Here is a 16,672-nt window from a genome sequence, read left to right on the forward strand (position 1 = left end):
CTTATCTGGTCGTGAGTGGGCTAGTCATGGTCGTCCTCCAGCTCCATGGCCTGGCTGAAGTACAAGATGGTCAGGATCGAGAAGATGAAGGCCTGGATCGCACCGACGAACAGGTCGAACGATTTCCAGATGGCGTTGGGCAACCACATGATGTAGGCGGGGAAGAGCGCGATCAGCGCCACCAGGATGCCGCCGGCGAAGATGTTGCCGAAAAGTCGGAGCGACAACGAGATCGGCTTGGCCAATTCCTCGACCAGGTTGATCGGCGCCAGGAACGCCACGTGCCCCTTGAGCACCTTGAGCGGGTGGCCGACGATGCCGCGGCGCCAGATGCCGGCCACGTGGTAGCAGACGAACACGAAAAGGGCCAGCGCCAGAACGTAATTGATGTCCGCCGCGGCCGACTTCAGCAACTCGGTGGTGTGACCGGATTTATCGGTGTACTGCAGCGGCAGCACCGACAGCCAGTTGGAGATCAGGATGAAGATGAAGATGGTGACGGCCAGCGGCAGCACGAACGGCGCGATCCGCATCCCGATGGCGCTTTCGATCTGGTTGCGCATCTGAATGGTGAGCGCCTCCCAGAACAGCTGGATTCCGCTGGGCACACCGCTCGACGTGATGTTGGCGCGCAGGACGAACGCCAGGGCGATGACGATTACCGCGGCGATCGCCGTCGACAGGATGGTGTCGGTGTTGACGGTCATGCCGAGCCACCTCGCCGTGGTGTGCTCGCCGACCTCGATCTGGGAACCGGCCAGGATCGTCTCAATCATCGCTCGTGTTGCCTCCGTCGTTGCCCTCAGGGCTCAGGGATGGAGCCGGCTCGCCCGTCCGCAGCTTCTTCCAGACCGGCAGAGCGGTCGACGCGACCAAGAGCACCTGGAAGAGCGCCAGACCGAACATCGCGCCCAGGCCGTTCGGCCGGAAAACATAGGCAACGACGAGCGCGACGACGGTGATGATCGCCAACCTCGTCGCCGAATTGACCGCCATCGAGCTTTTCAGGGGATGCTCTTTCGCGGTGATCGACGCGACCGAGCGCCGGACGAGGAGCGCGTTGAGCAAACCCAAGAGCAACCCGACACCGAAGAACACGCCGAGCATGAGGCGGCCGGACAATCCGGCGCCGAGAATCGCCAGCGCGGTGATGCCCACGCTGATCACAAACAGCCGAAGCGGACGGAAAGCAACAGAGGGAAACACCAACGGCGCGTCCTGCGCTGGTGTCGTCACTGCAGCACCTCAATCCCAGGTAGTGAAGCGGGAGACCCCCGACCGACCGATCGGTGGCCCGCCGAGCGTATCGCACGTCACAGGGGATTCACCCAAGGGGTAGCTCCCTACGTCGGTCGTGAACCGGCGCGCTCGGACGGGCGTCCGACGGGCCGGCTGGCCGGCAACCCTCAAGGTCTCTTTTTGGGGTTCTACCTGCACCGTACCATACGATCGGCACCGCTACTACCGGGTGTCGTAGGCTCGTTCAGTCCACGTCGTAGTCGTCGTCGCGGCGGCGGAGGAGCGGGATCGCCGTGGCCACACCGGCGACCACGATCGCGGCCAGCATTACCGCGGCGGTATGGCGGGGATTGAAAAATATGGTGCTCGCGGCGCCGAACGCGACAATGCCCACCCACAGATAGATCAGCAGCACCACCCGGCGATGCGAATGACCGATCTGCAGCAACCGGTGATGCAGGTGCATTTTGTCGGGGCTGAATGCGCTGCGGCCGGCGCGGGTGCGGCGCACGATCGCCAGCAAAAGGTCGAGCATCGGCACGAACATGACGGCCACCACCAGCAGGAACGGCGCCAGCAGAGCAAACACGTCGCGGGCGCCGTAGGCGTTCTGCGAAACGGGGCCTGCGGCGGTGGTGGCGGCCGCGGCGACCATCAGGCCGATCAGCATCGAGCCGGAATCGCCCATGAAGATCCGCGCGCGGTGGAAGTTGTGCGGCAAGAAGCCCAGGCAGGCCCCCGCCAGTACCACCGAGATGACGGCGGGCGGATAGAACAAGACGTCCCCGCCATGGTCGCGCAGCAGGCCCACCGAGAACATGCAGATCGCCAGCGCCATGATGAGTCCCAGCCCGGCGGCCAGCCCGTCGAGGCCGTCGACGAAGTTCATCGCGTTGACCATCGACACCGTCAGCGCCAGGGTGAGCAGGATCGACGAGGCTTGGTCCAGCACGATGGTGCCGACGCCGCCGATGGGGATGTACAGGACGCTCCACGCGACGCCCATCGTGACCAGCACGCTGGCCGCGGTGATCTGGCCGGCGAACTTGGTCAGGGCGTCCAGCCCCCAGCGGTCGTCGATCAGGCCGATGCCGACGATCACCGCGGCTGCCACCAGGACGGCCGGCATGCCGGTCGAGTAGACGAACCCGCGGGTGAGCGCCGGCAGTTGCCAGGCCAGGAAAACGGCCGCGACCACACCGATGAACATCGCGAGCCCACCCATGCGCGGGGTGGGCGTGACGTGCACGTCGCGTTCCCGCGGATAGGCGACGGCCCCCAGGCGCATGGCCAGTACCCGCACCGGGCCGGTCGCGAAGTAGGTGATGATCGCCGCGGTCAGCCCGACCAGCGCGAGCTCGCGCAGGGGGACTCCGGTGCCCCGATCCGACAGGGCGAGGACGCCGCCGGCGAGGCTGGCTACGTCGCTGACCGGGCCGCTGGACACCACCGAGACCGTACTGCACCAACCTGACAGCGAGCCGTCGCCTAGGCGATCAGGCTTCCGGCGTCCACGCCAAGCACTTCGGCGATCCGCTCGGCGCTCACCGGGCCCGCACGCAGGATGCGCGGGGCGTCTCCGGTCAGGTCGACGATCGTGGAGGCGGCCTGCTGCTGGGACGGGCCCGCGTCGAGGTAGACGTCGACCAGCTCACCGAGCTGACTGCGCGCCTCGGCGGCGTCGACCGCGGGCGGCCGGCCGGAGACGTTGGCGCTGGATACCGCCATGGGGCCGACCTCGCGAAGCAGCTCGATGGCGACCGGGTGCAGCGGCATCCGCAGCATGACGGTGCCCCGGGCATCCCCGAGGTCCCATTGCAATGACGGCGCCTGCGTCACCACCAGGCTCAGCGCGCCCGGCCAGAAGGCACGGATCAGGTCGCGCGCCCCCGCGGGCATCGTGTAGACCAGCCCCTCGATGGTGTGCCAGGAGCCGACCAACACGCCCACCGGCATGTCACGGCCCCGCCCCTTCGCCGCGAGCAGCGCGGCCACCGCGGTGCTGTCGAAGGCGTCGGCGCCGATGCCGTACACGGTGTCGGTGGGCAGCACGACCAGCCGGCCGCTCTTGAGGGCGCCTGCGGCCGAGGTGATTCCGAGTGAGCGCTGGTCGGGGTCGGCGCAGTCGAACACGGAGCTCATGCGCGACCCTTCCGCCGGGCCGTCACGAACCTCGGCCGTCCCGCCAGATCCCGACGGCCCTCGATGTCCTCGAAAAGCCCTGTGCCGCTCAGTGCTTCGACGGTCTGCGCCGACGTGGTGTCGTCGTGCTCGACGGCGAAGAGGCCGCCGGGGCGCAGCCAGCGCCCGGCGAGCCGGATGACCCCGGCGATCACCGCCATCCCGTCCACTCCGCCGAACACCGCGTGCGGCGGATCATGTTGGGCCACTTCGGCTTCCACGGCGCTGTCGTCGGGAACATAGGGCGGGTTGGCGACGACGAGGTCCACCCGCCCGTCCAGCTCGGGAAAAAGGGCCGGGTCGGTGACGTCGGCGCGCACCAACTCCACGAGGGTGTCCTCGGTGTTGCGGCGCGCGTAGCCCAGGGCGGTGTCCGAGTCGTCGATGCCGATGACCCGCGCCGCGGGCCGGTGCCGGGCCAGGGCCAGGGCCAAAGCGCCCGAGCCGGTGCACAAGTCGACGATCACGGGCCGGGCGGGGAGCGGCTGCGCGGTGGCCCACTCCAGCATCGCCTCGGTCTCCGGGCGCGGGATGAACACACCGGGGCCGACGCGCAGCGTCACCGGCCCGAACGCCGCCGTCCCGGTGAGATGCTGCAACGGAACCCGTTGGGAGCGCGCGGCAATCATGTCGCCATAACGCCCGAAGAATTCGTCGCCGGGCGCCTCGAGCAGCGTCAGGCGGCCGCGCTCGGTGCCCACCAGGTGCGCGGCCAACTCCTCGGCGTCGTAACGGGCGGAGTCGATCCCGGCCCGGGCGAGCCGCGCCGCGGCCGACTCGATCGCGCGCCGCAGGAGGGTCATGCCTGCTGCAGCCGCGCTTGCTTGTCGGCGGAGCTGAGCGCGTCGAACAACGCGTCGAGGTCGCCGTCGAGCACCTGATCGAGGTTGTGCGCCTTGAAACCGATCCGGTGGTCGGTGATCCGGTTCTCCGGGAAGTTGTAGGTGCGGATCCGTTCGCTGCGGTCCACGGTCCGGACCTGGCTGGCGCGGTCGGCCGACGCGTCGGCCAGCGCCTTCTCCTCCGCGAGGGCCTGCAGCCGGGCGGCCAGCACCTGCATCGCCCGGGCCTTGTTCTGCAGCTGGGACCGTTCGTTCTGGCAGGTGACCACGATCCCGGTGGGCAGGTGGGTGATGCGCACCGCGGAGTCGGTGGTGTTGACGCCCTGCCCGCCCTTGCCGGACGACCGGTACACGTCGATGCGCAGGTCCGACTCGTCGATCTGCACCTCGCCGACTTCCTCGGGCTCCGGGTAGACCAGCACGCCTGCCGCCGAAGTATGAACGCGCCCTTGGGATTCCGTCACCGGAACGCGTTGCACCCGATGGACGCCGCCCTCGAACTTCATCCGCGACCACACCCCGTCGGCGGTGTCCCCCTTGCTGGCGATGGCCAGCGTGGCGTCCTTGTAACCGCCCAGATCCGAGGTGGTTTCGTCCAGCACCGTGACCGTCCAGCCGTGCCGCTCCGCGTAACGGATGTACATCCGGGCCAGATCGGCGGCGAACAACGCCGATTCCTCGCCGCCCTCACCGGATTTGACCTCGAGGACGATGTCGTCGGCGTCGTGGGGATCGCGCGGCGCGAGCATGTCGGTGAGTTGGGTGTCCAGTTCGGTCACCCGCGTTTCGAGCTCGGTCACCTCGTCGGCGAACGACTCGTCGTCGGCGGCCAGCTCGCGGGCGGTCTCGAGGTCGCCGCGCGCGGCGGCCAGCTTGCGGTAGGTGCCGACGATCGGGGCCAAGCGGGCGAACCGGCGACCGGCCTTGCGCGCCTCGTCGGGATTGCTGTGCAGTTCTGGGTCTGCCAGCCGCTTCTCGAGGTCGGCGTGTTCGGCCAGCAGCACGTCAATGGTCTGCACCGGCTGCGTCATGTCTCACCTCCTGCCCGCTTGTGATCGCCCCGAACGCGAACCGACGCCCGGCCTGTGCGCCGTTGGGCACAGTTCGGGCGTCGGTAAGCCAGCTATTTGTCGGTCGACTCGCCGTTGTCGGCTGCGGCCTTGCGCTTGCCGTAGCGCTTCTCGAACCGGGCCACGCGGCCGCCGCTGTCGAGGATCTTCTGCTTGCCGGTGTAGAAGGGGTGGCACTGCGAGCAGACCTCGACGACGATGTTGCCGCCGGGCTTGGTGCTGCGGGTGGTGAAGGTGTTGCCGCACCCGCAGTGCACGGTGGTTTCACCGTAGGCGGGGTGAATGTCAGCTTTCATCGTGTCCTCATCCGATCGTTTGCCGCCCGGACCGGGCGCGCACTCCATGAACCTGATCTGGTCCTGGGCTAGTCGACCCTCGATTATGCCAGGTCAACCTACATCCCCCCAAACGCGGAGCTGCGCCCGCGCATTCCCGGGGTGCGGGGCGGCACATGATGCGTCGAGACATAAGCCGTTGCGACCTCCACCGGCGGCGTGTCGGGTGCGTGGTTCAGGTGTCGCGGTAGACGCGGCTTTTCCCGTCGCGGGTCCAGACCACGCCGGCGCCGGGGGCCGCGCCGAGCGCGGTCAGCTCGCGCTTGAGGATCTTGTTGGTGGCCGTGGTCGGCAGCCGGTCGGTCAGCCAGACGTAGCGGGGCCACGCCTTGGGCGACAGGTCCGGCTGGGCGGCGAGGAACCGGCCGAACTCCCCGGGCGTCAGATCCGCGCCGTCGGCCAACACCATCGCCGCCATCACCTGGTCGCCGACGTGCTCGTCGGGCACCGCGTACACCGCGACGTGGCTGACCGGGGCCAACCGTTGCAGGATGCGCTCGATGGGCGCCGTGGTCATGTTTTCGCCGTCGACTCGCAACCAGTCGCCGCTGCGCCCGGCGAAGTAGATCCACCCGTCGGCGTCCCGGTAGGCGAGGTCGCCGGACCAGAACATGCCGTGCCGAAGGCGCGCGTCGGTGGCCTCGCGGTCGTTGTAGTACCCGGCGAACAGGCCCGCGCCGGTGGTGTTGACCAGCTCACCTATCGCCTCGTCGGCGTTGGTCAGGGCCCCGTCCCCGTCGAACGCGGCGGGTGGGCATTCGGCCAGCGTGCCCGGGTTGTAGACGGCGACCCCGGGGAAGCCGCGGCCCAGCGACCCCGGCGGGCAGCCGTCCTCGCGGGTGATGATGATCGCGCCCTCGGTGGACCCGAAGCCGTCCCACACCGTGCAGTCGAAACGCCTGCTGAACTCGGCGATGTCGCGGTCGCTCGCCTCGTTGCCGACCGCGAGCCGCAACGGGTTGTCGCGGTCGTCGGGTCGCTCGGGCGTGGCCAGCACGAAGGCCAGCGGTTTGCCGACGTAGTTCATGAAGGTGACGCAGTAGCGGCGCAGATCCGGGAGCAGACCGGAGGCCGAAAACGTCGCGGGCACCATCGCCGCGCCGGTGCTCACCGCGACGCTCCACCCCGCGAACAGCGAGTTGGCGTGAAACAGCGGCATCGACAGGTAGCAGACGTCGGTCGCGTCGAGCCCGAACCGCGCGATCAGCGTGGCACCGGCGAAGAGCACGGTCAGGTGGGTGACCTGCACGGCCTTCGGCTCGCCGCTCGTGCCGGAGGTGAACATCATCATGAAGGTGTCGGTGGCCGCCACCTCCCGGTGCGGGGTCGGCGGCCCGGCGCGCTCCAGCAGCGCCGCCCAGGACTCGCCGGACACGTCGAACACCCGCACGCCGGGCAGCTCGAGGCCGTCGAGCAACTCCCTGTGCGCCGGATCGGTCAGCAGGATCTGGCAGTGGGCGTGCAGGATGTCGCGGGCCAGCGCGGCACCGCGGCGGGTGTCGTTGACGCCGCAGAGCACGTAGCCGCCGAGCGCGGCGGACGCCATGGCGGTCAGCATCTCGGGGGTGTTGCCCAGCAGCGTGCCCACGTGCAGCGGGCGGTCCGGGTCGGCGGCCCCGATGACCGCGGCCGCGGTGGCGGCGGCGTCGGCCAGGTGCTCACGCCACGTCCAGACCCGGTCGCCGTACTTCAGCGCCGGCGTGTCCCGGTCGGCACGCTCGCGGAGGAGCTGCTGCAGCGTCTCCGCCACAGCTTGCGACGCTAGTCGCTGACTAGTCGTTGTCCATCGACCCGGGGGTCGTCTTGGACACCTGCACCAGGAACTCGTAGTTGGTCTTCGTCTTGCGCAGCTGCGACATCAGCAGGTCGATGGCCTGGTGGGGGTCCAGGCCCGACAGAACGCGGCGCAGCTTGTGCACGATGCCGAATTCGTCGGGCGACAGCAGCAGCTCGTCCTTGCGGGTGCCGGACGGGTTCACGTCGACCGCCGGGAAGACGCGGCGTTCGGAGATCTTGCGGTCCAGTTTGAGCTCGGCGTTGCCGGTGCCCTTGAACTCCTCGAAGATGACCGTGTCACCGGTGGACCCGGTCTCGACCATTGCGGTGGCGATGATGGTCAGCGAGCCGCCCTCCTCGATGTTGCGCGCGGCGCCGAGGAAGCGCTTGGGCGGGTACAGCGCGGTGGAGTCGACACCGCCGGACAGGATCCGGCCCGACGCCGGCGACGCGTTGTTGTAGGCGCGGCCCAGGCGGGTGATCGAGTCGAGCAACACCACGACGTCCTTGCCCTGCTCGACGAGCCGCTTGGCGCGTTCGATGGCCAGCTCGGCGACCGACGTGTGGTCCGACGGCGGCCGGTCGAAGGTCGAGGCGATGACCTCGCCCTTGACCGAGCGCGTCATGTCGGTGACCTCCTCGGGCCGCTCGTCGACGAGGACGACCATGAGGTGGCACTCCGGGTTGTTCTTGGTGATCGCGTTGGCGATGTCCTGCAGGATCGTCGTCTTACCCGCCTTGGGCGGCGAGACGATCAGCGCGCGCTGGCCCTTGCCGATCGGCATGATCAGGTCGATGACCCGGGTGGTCAGCCGGTCGGGGGTGGTTTCCAGGCGCAGCCGCTGGTTGGGGTACAACGGCGTCAGCTTGGAGAAATCGGGCCGCTTCTTGGCGTCCTCGACGGAGCCGCCGTTGACGCTGTCCAGGCGCACCAGCGGGTTGAACTTCTGCCGCTGGTTGGGCTGCTCGCCGTCCCGGGGCACCCGAACCGCGCCGGTCACCGCGTCGCCGCGGCGCAGGCCGTTCTTGCGCACCATGTTCATCGAGACGTAGACGTCGTGCGGGCCGGCCAGGTAGCCGGAGGTGCGCACGAACGCGTAATTGTCCAGAACGTCGAGGATTCCGGCGACCGGCTGGACGACGTCGTCCTCGCGCAGTTCGGAGTCGACGCCATCGCCGGAGCGCTCGCCGCGCCGCCTGCGGTCGCGGTCGCGGAACCGGCGTCCCCGCCGGCCCTGACGGCCCTCGCCGTCGTCGTCCTGCTGGTTCGAGCCGCGGGACTGCTGGCCGCCCGAACCCTGGTCGCCGCCGGAGTCCTGCCCCCGCTCGTCGTTCTTGGTGTCCTGTTGGCCCCCTTGGCGTTTGTCCGCGTCGGCGCCGCCCTTGCGGGTGCCGGCGTCGTCCTGCTCCTGGGGTGTGCGGGCCGACGAGCCCGCATCGCGGTTGGCACCGCGGCGTTCCCGGCGCGGCGCCTCGGCGGTGGACCCGTTCTGGTCCCCTGCGGCGACCGGCGCGGCGGCCGGCGCTTCGGCCGCGGTGGTTTCGGTTTTCTCGGATTTGCCGCTGCCCTCGGGGGCGGCCGGGGCCGACGTCCCGTTGGCCTGTCCCCGGATTTCCTTTATGGCGGCGATCAGTTCGTTCTTGCGCATCCCCGAGGTCCCCTTGACGCCGACCTGGTTAGCCAGCGCACGCAGCTCGGGCAGCACCATGGCGGACAGGGAGCCGCTCGAGGCGGTGGTTTTGACGTCGGGAGCGTCTGTGGTCACGGCGTCCGGCACCTGATTGCTGTCGGTGCTCTCGCCAGCCGTGAAGAGGTCCGTATCAGTCACGGATTTCCTTTCTTCCCCCGCTGATCAGGTCATACGGGGGGTCGTTGCAGTCAGCCAAATTGCCGAGTGCGCCCAATCATCGACTCTGCGACGGTGATCGCCAGGGATCAGCGGAGAAAACGGCGAACCTCGTTTACGAGAAGAATTGGTGTTGTCCTAGCGGCAAGGCAGTATGTTTGCAGATGCAGATGCTGCGATTGCTGGACGGCTCCGAGGATAACCTGCATCCCTGTCGGAAGCAAGCAAACCCTCCGGCCACGCTGCGGATCAACCGGCGACGGTGACGCCCGGGCTCCAGCGTACTCCTTCGCCGGCGGTCATCTTCGTGACGTTAAATCCGTGTGCGGCCCCGTACTCCAGCGCTTCCGGAGGTAAGTCCGGCTCGGTGCTGAATGCGATCAGCGAGGGGCCGGCCCCGGACAGCGTCGCTGCGATGTTGTGACGCCGCAGCAGCCGCAAATATTCCGCCGATCCGCGCATCACCGGGCCGCGTTGCGGTTGGTGGAGCACGTCCTCGGTGGCCGGCATCAGCAGGTCCGGCCGTTCGGTGAGGGCTACGACCAGCAGCGCGGCGCGGCTGACGTTGAAGCTGGCGTCTTCGTGGCTGACCAGGCCGGGCAGCAGCACGCGGGTTTCCGCCGTCAGCGAGCGGTCCTCGGGAATCGCGCAAAACAGCTGAATGTCCGGGTGCAGCCGCAGCGACACCGCCGAATATCGGGGCTCGGCACCGGTGCGGTCCGTCCAGGACACCACCGCACCGCCCAGCACCGCGGCCGCGGCGTTGTCGGGATGGCCCTCGAATTCCGCGCACAGCTGGATGAGCTGATCAACGCCCAGCGGAGTCGAACCCGTTTGCGCGACAAGCCCATTCACCGCCGCCAGGCCGCCGGCGACCGCCGCCGCCGAGGAACCGAGGCCACGCGAGTGCGGGATGGCGTTGCGGCAGCGCACCTCCAGGCCGGCGGCGTTGACCCCCGCGGCGTGCAGTCCGCGCCGCACGGCGCGCACCACCAGGTGGTCGGCGTCCAGCGGTACCTGGCCGGCGCCCTCGCCCTCGACCACCACGACCAGGCCGGAATCCGTTGTCTCCACGATAATCTCGTCGCACAGGCTCAACGCCAGACCGAGGCTGTCGAAGCCGGGGCCCAGATTGGCGCTGGATGCCGACACCACGGCGCTGGCCACCAGCCCGGCGGGCAGCATCCGGGTCACTAGCCCAAACCCAGCTGTTCGACGACGAGCACCGGATCCACCGGCAGCGGGGACACCGTCGGCATGTCTTTGAGCGCGGTGTCGGGGTCCTTGAGACCGTTGCCGGTCACCGTGCACACCACCGTCGATCCGCGCGCCACCCAGCCGTCGTCGACGGCCTTGAGCAGACCCGCGATGCTGGCCGCGGACGCCGGCTCGACGAACACGCCTTCGGACGCGGCCACCAGGTGGTATGCCGCCAGGATCTCCTCGTCGGTGACGGCCAGGAACCGGCCCTGCGATTGCTGCTGGGCCGCGACGGCCGCCGTCCACGACGCCGGCGCGCCGATGCGGATGGCGGTCGCGATGGTCTCCGGGTGGCTGACCGGGTGGCCGAGCACCAGCGGCGCCGCGCCGGCGGCCTGGGCGCCCAGCATCCGGGGCAGCTTGTCGATCACGCCCTCGTGGTGGTACTCGGTGTAGCCCTTCCAGTACGCGGTGATGTTGCCGGCGTTGCCGACGGGAAGGGCGTGCACGTCCGGCGCGGCGCCCAGCGCGTCGACGATCTCGAACGCGGCCGTCTTCTGGCCCTCGATGCGCACCGGGTTGACCGAGTTCACCAGCGCGATGGTCGGGAAGTCGGCGGCCATCTTGCGGGCGAGTTCCAGGCAGTCGTCGAAGTTGCCGTCGATCTGGATGATCTTGGCGCCGTGCATCACCGCCTGCGCCAGCTTGCCCATCGCGATCTTGCCCTGCGGGATCAGCACCGCGCAGGTGATGCCGGCGCGCGCCGCGTACGCGGCCGCCGAGGCCGAGGTGTTGCCGGTCGATGCGCACAGCACGGCCTGCTGGCCGCGGGCCAGGGCGTCGGTGACGGCCATCGTCATGCCCCGGTCCTTGAAGGAGCCGGTCGGGTTGAGCCCCTCGACCTTGAGGTGGACCGTGCAGCCGGTTCGTTCCGAGAGCCGCGTCGCGGCGATCAGCGGGGTGCCGCCTTCGAGCAGGGTGACCGGGGTCCAGTCGTCGCCCACCGGTAATCGGTCGCGGTACGCCGCGATCACTCCGGGCCAGGGTTGATGGGTGGCCGTCCGGGCAGCGCTCACAGGCCGTTTCCTTCCAGTCGCAGCACGCTGGTCACGTCCTGCACGACATCCAAATCGGCGAGGGCACGGACGGTTTCGGACAGCGCGGCGTCGGTGGCGGTGTGCGTGACCACCACAACGCGGGCCCCGACCCGCCGGCCACCCTCGTCCACCACGCCCTCCTGGCGGACCTCGGCGATGCTGACCTCGCGCTTGGCGAATTCGGCTGCCACCGAAGACAATACGCCCGGCTCGTCGGCGACGTTCATGCTGACGTAGTAACGGGTGGAGATGAGACCCATTGGGGCGATAGGCAGTTGGGCGTACCGGGACTCCTTCGGGCCGCGGCTGCCCAGCACCCTGTTCCGGGCGGCCATCACCAGGTCGCCGGTGACCGCCGAGGCGGTGGGTGCGCCACCCGCGCCCTGGCCGTAGAACATCAGCCGCCCCGAGGCCGCGGCCTCGACCACCACCGCGTTGAACGCCCCGCTGACCGTGGCGAGCGGATGCGACAGCGGCACCAGCGCCGGGTAGACCCGGGCCGAAACGCGTTGCTGGCCATCGTCTCCGGTGATCCGTTCGCAGATGGACAGCAGCTTGATGGTGCAGCCCAGCGCCCGCGCGGACGCGAAATCGGCCGGGGTGATCTTGGTGATGCCCTCGCGGTACACGTCGTCGGCGTGCACCCGGGTGTGAAAGGCGATGGACGCCAGGATCGCCGCCTTGGCCGCGGCGTCGTAGCCCTCGACGTCGGCGGTGGGATCGGCCTCGGCGTAGCCCAGCGCGCTCGCCTCGGCCAGGGCGGTCTGGTAGTCGGCGCCGGTGCTGTCCATCGCGGACAGGATGTAGTTGGTGGTGCCGTTGACGATGCCGGCCACCCGCAGCACGGTGTCGCCGGCCAGGGATTGGGTGAGCGGGCGGATGACTGGGATCGCACCCGCAACGGCCGCCTCGAAATACAGGTCGACGTGGGCGTTTTCAGCGGCCTGCGCCAGCTCCCCGGTGGAGATGGACAGCAGCGCCTTGTTCGCGGTGACGACGGACTTGCCGTGCTCCAGCGCGGACAGGATCGCCTTGCGGGCCGGCTCCACCGGTCCCATCACCTCGACGACGATGTCGACGTCCTCGCGGCAGACCAGCTCTTCGATGTTGTCGGTCAGCAGGCCGACGGGAACGCCGCGGTCGGGCGCGACGCGGCGCACCCCGATCCCGCGGAGCACCAAGGGGGCACCGATGCGGGCCGCCAGGTCCTCGGCGCTGTCCTCGATGATCCTGACGACCTCGCTGCCGACGTTGCCCAACCCGAGTACCGCTACGCCGACGGCCTTTTCGTCACCGGGCACGGGTCACCTCACTTCCAGACTCAGCAGATCGTCGACCGTCTCCCGGCGCAGGATCAGCCGTGCGCGCCCCCCGCGCACGGCCACCACGGCGGGCCGGCCGATCATGTTGTAACGGCTGGACAGGGAATAGCAGTACGCGCCGGTGGCGGCGACGCCGAGCAGGTCACCCGGCTGCAGGTCACCGGGAACCCAGGTGTCGCGAACGACGATATCGCCCGTCTCGCAGTGCTTTCCGACGATGCGGGCCAGCTCCGCCGGGGCGTCGCTGGTGCGCGAGACCAACCGGGCGTCGTACTGCGCGTCGTAGAGCGCGGTGCGGATGTTGTCGCTCATGCCGCCGTCGACGCTGACGTAACGCCGGTGCGCGGTGGTGCTCACGTCGACGTCCTTGACGGTGCCGACCTCGTAGAGCGTGATGGTGCCCGGCCCGGCGATGGCACGCCCCGGCTCGACCACCAGCCGGGGGGTGGGCAGCCCGACGGCCGCCGACTCGTTGCGCACGATGGCGCTGAGCTTGTTCGCCAGTTCGGCCATCGGCGGCGGGTCGTCGGGTGCCAGGTACGAGATGCCGAAGCCACCACCGAGATCGACGGTCGACAGCTGGGCGGTCTTGTCGACGCCGAACTCGGCGACGATGTCGTGCAGCAGGCCGATGACGCGGTGCGCTGCGAGTTCGAAGCCGGCGACGTCGAAGATCTGCGACCCGATGTGGCTGTGCAGCCCGACCAGTCGCAGGTGATCCGTGTCGAAGACCCGGCGCACCGCGGCCATCGCCGCGCCGCTGGCGACCGACAACCCGAACTTCTGGTCCTCGTGCGCGGTGGAGATGAACTCGTGGGTGTGCGCCTCGACCCCGACGGTGAGGCGCACGAGCACGTTCTGGACGATGCCCGCCTCCCCCGCGATGGTGTCGAGGCGTTCGATCTCGGTCATCGAGTCCAGCACGACGTGACCCACGCCGGCCTTGACGGCCGCGGTCAGTTCGGCGACCGATTTGTTGTTGCCGTGGAAGGTGATCCGCTCCGGCGGGAACTCGGCGTGCAGCGCGACGGCCAGTTCCCCGCCGGTGCACACGTCCAGCGACAGGCCCTCCTCGTTGATCCAGCGGGCGATTTCGGTGCACAGGAACGCCTTCGCGGCGTAGTGCACGTTGTTCCCGCCGCCGAAGGCCGCCGCCAGGTCCCGGCAGCGGGAGCGGAAGTCGTCCTCGTCGATGACGAACAGCGGGGTCCCGTACTCGTGGGCGAGCTGGGTCACCGGTAGTCCCCCGATGACCGCCGCGCCGTCCTCGTCGCGAGTTGTGCTGCGCGGCCACACGTTCGGGGCCAGCCGCAACAGCTCCTCGGGGGATTGCGGGCGCGGCGGGCTCTCGGCGTGGCGCGCGTCGTCGGCGTGCCGGGGACCGGCGGGATGGACGTTCACATTCGCTCCGGGGCGCTGACGCCGAGGATCGTCAGACCGTTGGCGATCACCTGGCGGGCGGCCTGGCAGAGCGCCAGGCGCGCGGTGTGCAGGTCGGTGGGCTGCTCGTCGCCCTGCGGCAGCACCCGGCACGAGTCGTAGAACCGGTGGTAGTCGCCGGCGAGGTCCTCCAAATAGCGGCACACCCGGTGCGGTTCCCGCAGCGACGCGGCGGTGTTCAGAACCCGCGGGAACTCGCCGATCGAGCGCAACAACGCGCCCTCCTTGTCGTGGCTGAGCAACTCGAGGTGCGCGGTGTCGGGGACCAGGCCGAGCTCGGCGGCGTTGCGGGCCAGCGCCGACAGCCGGGCGTGCGCGTATTGCACGTAATAGACCGGGTTTTCGTTGGACGCCGACGACCACAGCTCCAGGTCGATGTCGATGGCGGTGTCCACCGACGAGCGGATCAGGCTGTAGCGCGCCGCGTCGACGCCGATCGCCTCGACCAAATCGTCGAGGGTGAGCACCGTGCCGGCCCGCTTGCTCATCCGGACCGGCTGGCCGTCGCGGACCAGGTTGACCAGCTGCCCGATGAGCACCTCGACCGTGGCCGGGTCTTCACCGAAGGCGGCGGCCACGGCCTTGAGCCGGGCGATGTAGCCGTGGTGGTCGGCGCCGAGCATGTAGATGCACAGGTCGAAGCCGCGCTGCCGCTTGTCCAGGTAGTAGGCGATGTCGGCGGCGATGTAGGCCGGCTTGCCGTCGCTCTTGATCACGACGCGGTCCTTGTCGTCGCCGAAAGCGCTGGTGCGCAACCACGTTGCGCCGTCCTTCTCGTAGACGTTGCCGGTCTCGCGCAGCCTGGCGATGGCCTGGTCGACGCGGCCGCTGGTGTGCATCGAGTCTTCGTGGGTGTAGACGTCGAAGTCGGTGCCGAACTCGTGCAGCGACTCCTTGATGTGGGTGAACATCAGGTCGACGCCGATTTCGCGAAACGTCTCGTGCATGTCGGCGTCGGGCAGGCTGAGCGCGTCGGGCGCCTTCTGCAGCACCTGCGCGGCGATGTCGTTGATGTAGGTCCCCGCGTACCCGTCGGCCGGGGTCGGTTCGCCTCGGGCCGCGGCGATCAACGAGTTGGCAAACCGGTCGATCTGGGCGCCGTGGTCGTTGAAATAGTATTCGCGCTCGACGTCGGCGCCCTGGGTGGACAGCAACCGGCCCAGCGCGTCGCCGACGGCGGCCCAGCGGGTACCGCCGATGTGGATGGGTCCCGTCGGATTGGCCGAGACGAACTCGAGGTTGATCTTGAGGCCGGCCAGCGCATCGGAGTGCCCGAATCCGTCGCCGGCGCCCAGGACGTCGTCGACGATCTTGGCCTGCGCCGACGCCTCGAGGCGCATGTTGATGAAGCCCGGTCCGGCCACCTCCGCCGAGGCGATGCCGTCGGCGTTGGCCAGCGCCTCGGCCAGCCAGCCGGCCAGCTCGCGCGGGTTGGCGCCCACCTTCTTGCCCAGCTGCAGCGCCAGGTTGCTGGCGTAGTCGCCATGATCGGGGTTACGGGGTCGTTCCACGGTGACCGTCGCCGGCAACGCGGCGGCGTCCAGCCCGCGCTCGGCAAGCACCGCGGCAGCGGTGGCTTTGAGCAGCTCAGCCAGGTCGTCGGGGGTCACGAGCGTCCATCCTATTGGCTGGGGCGCCTTCCCCCCGAATCTATTGCGGTGCTCGTCCGGTCACCGAGATGCGTTAGGCTGTCGGGGCCCATTGCGCGACCAGCGCCCCCGTAGCTCAGGGGATAGAGCGTCTGCCTCCGGAGCAGAAGGCCGCAGGTTCGAATCCTGCCGGGGGCACCAGCATTTCCGCAGTTCAGAGCGGCACACGAGCCCCTGCGCGAACGGGTAACCGCTTACGGCGCAAATTGGGGGCAGTATGACGTGGCGGAAGTTCGCACCAGAAACCTCACGTCGTCATCCGTCATACCGTTGCGCTCGTGCGACTGGACCATACCCACGATCGAATCCATGCTGTGGCCCTGCCCCAACAGAGCGCAGATCTTGTGCCCCATGTTGATCAGGCCCTGATCGCCCTTGGCGCTCGAGATCCCCTGAGTGTGGAGCGCATTGAGGAACGCGGCGTCGTTGTCGTCCGCGCGAGCGGACGGAATGACGATGAGGAAAAGGGCCGCTGCCAGCAGCGCGGCAGTGCGCGTCATGACCCTGGATGGTAGCCGGGCTCGGTCAGCGGGCGTCGGACCGGGCCGGGCTGGGCCTGGGAACCGGGCCCCTCGTATCTATCGCGGAAGAGCTGGATTCAGCAGATCAATCATTTGCGCAAGCGTCTGAACACCCCGCGGCTACGCTGTATGCCTGGCGGGCAGGGCAGTTCG

The 16,672-nt window shown here is 69.1% G+C and carries 15 protein-coding genes and 1 tRNA gene; 1 reads left to right on the forward strand and 15 read right to left on the reverse strand.

Annotated features, from left to right (window positions below):
* Nucleotides 1–20: 20 nt before the first annotated feature.
* The 14 genes from atpB to argS all read right to left on the reverse strand — a co-directional run bounded on the left by atpB (nt 21) and on the right by argS (nt 15,959).
* A complete protein-coding gene (gene atpB, locus A5705_RS20945; RefSeq protein WP_067882998.1) occupies nt 21–776 on the reverse strand; it encodes a F0F1 ATP synthase subunit A in 756 nt (251 codons plus the stop codon).
* A complete protein-coding gene (locus tag A5705_RS20950) occupies nt 769–1,236 on the reverse strand; it encodes an ATP synthase subunit I (protein WP_068279706.1) in 468 nt (155 codons plus the stop codon). Before A5705_RS20950 ends, atpB begins: the two co-directional genes overlap by 8 nt.
* A 247-nt stretch (nt 1,237–1,483) precedes the next feature.
* On the reverse strand, nt 1,484–2,689 hold the full coding sequence (locus A5705_RS20955) for a glycosyltransferase family 4 protein (RefSeq protein ID WP_068279712.1): 1,206 nt from the start codon (nt 2,687–2,689) through the stop codon (nt 1,484–1,486).
* Nucleotides 2,690–2,727: 38 nt separating this feature from the next.
* Nucleotides 2,728–3,381: an L-threonylcarbamoyladenylate synthase gene (locus tag A5705_RS20960; protein WP_068279716.1), complete on the reverse strand. Its 654-nt coding sequence runs from the start codon at nt 3,379–3,381 to the stop codon at nt 2,728–2,730.
* Nucleotides 3,378–4,223, reverse strand: a complete 846-nt coding sequence (gene prmC / locus A5705_RS20965; protein WP_068279717.1) for a peptide chain release factor N(5)-glutamine methyltransferase — start codon at nt 4,221–4,223, stop codon at nt 3,378–3,380. Before prmC ends, A5705_RS20960 begins: the two co-directional genes overlap by 4 nt.
* The gene (gene prfA, locus A5705_RS20970; protein ID WP_067882993.1) at nt 4,220–5,293 is read right to left on the reverse strand and encodes a peptide chain release factor 1; all 1,074 of its coding nucleotides are present in this window, start codon (nt 5,291–5,293) and stop codon (nt 4,220–4,222) included. Before prfA ends, prmC begins: the two co-directional genes overlap by 4 nt.
* 92 nt (nt 5,294–5,385) lie before the next feature.
* A complete protein-coding gene (gene rpmE, locus A5705_RS20975; RefSeq protein ID WP_066914959.1) occupies nt 5,386–5,628 on the reverse strand; it encodes a 50S ribosomal protein L31 in 243 nt (80 codons plus the stop codon).
* A gap of 214 nt (nt 5,629–5,842) precedes the next feature.
* Nucleotides 5,843–7,417 (reverse strand): fatty-acid--CoA ligase FadD1, encoded by a 1,575-nt coding sequence (gene fadD1 / locus A5705_RS20980; RefSeq protein WP_068279722.1) that lies wholly within the window; start codon nt 7,415–7,417, stop codon nt 5,843–5,845.
* Between the two features lie 22 nt (nt 7,418–7,439).
* A complete protein-coding gene (gene rho / locus A5705_RS20985; RefSeq protein ID WP_067882991.1) occupies nt 7,440–9,272 on the reverse strand; it encodes a transcription termination factor Rho in 1,833 nt (610 codons plus the stop codon).
* 267 nt (nt 9,273–9,539) lie between these two features.
* Nucleotides 9,540–10,475 carry a homoserine kinase gene (thrB, locus tag A5705_RS20990; protein WP_068279785.1) on the reverse strand — a complete coding sequence of 312 codons (936 nt, stop codon included), beginning with the start codon at nt 10,473–10,475 and terminating at the stop codon, nt 9,540–9,542.
* 8 nt (nt 10,476–10,483) lie between these two features.
* The gene (thrC, locus tag A5705_RS20995) at nt 10,484–11,566 is read right to left on the reverse strand and encodes a threonine synthase (RefSeq protein ID WP_068279731.1); all 1,083 of its coding nucleotides are present in this window, start codon (nt 11,564–11,566) and stop codon (nt 10,484–10,486) included.
* Complete coding sequence (locus tag A5705_RS21000; RefSeq protein WP_067882989.1) at nt 11,563–12,888, reverse strand: homoserine dehydrogenase; 1,326 nt, start codon at nt 12,886–12,888, stop codon at nt 11,563–11,565. The genes thrC and A5705_RS21000 overlap by 4 nt, the downstream gene beginning before the upstream one ends.
* Nucleotides 12,889–12,891: 3 nt before the next feature.
* Nucleotides 12,892–14,310 carry a diaminopimelate decarboxylase gene (gene lysA, locus A5705_RS21005; RefSeq protein WP_068279735.1) on the reverse strand — a complete coding sequence of 473 codons (1,419 nt, stop codon included), beginning with the start codon at nt 14,308–14,310 and terminating at the stop codon, nt 12,892–12,894.
* Nucleotides 14,307–15,959 carry an arginine--tRNA ligase gene (gene argS / locus A5705_RS21010; protein ID WP_067882987.1) on the reverse strand — a complete coding sequence of 551 codons (1,653 nt, stop codon included), beginning with the start codon at nt 15,957–15,959 and terminating at the stop codon, nt 14,307–14,309. Before argS ends, lysA begins: the two co-directional genes overlap by 4 nt.
* A 104-nt stretch (nt 15,960–16,063) precedes the next feature.
* On the opposite strand from argS, the gene A5705_RS21015 reads away from it, so the two are divergent.
* A tRNA-Arg gene (locus A5705_RS21015) sits at nt 16,064–16,139 on the forward strand.
* A 53-nt stretch (nt 16,140–16,192) separates the two neighbouring features.
* Here the strand turns inward: A5705_RS21015 and A5705_RS21020 are convergent.
* Nucleotides 16,193–16,498, reverse strand: a complete 306-nt coding sequence (locus A5705_RS21020; RefSeq protein WP_068279739.1) for a DUF732 domain-containing protein — start codon at nt 16,496–16,498, stop codon at nt 16,193–16,195.
* Nucleotides 16,499–16,672 lie beyond the last annotated feature (174 nt).

The sequence above is a fragment of the Mycobacterium sp. E787 genome (genome assembly GCF_001668725.1).
Lineage (GTDB): Bacteria > Actinomycetota > Actinomycetes > Mycobacteriales > Mycobacteriaceae > Mycobacterium.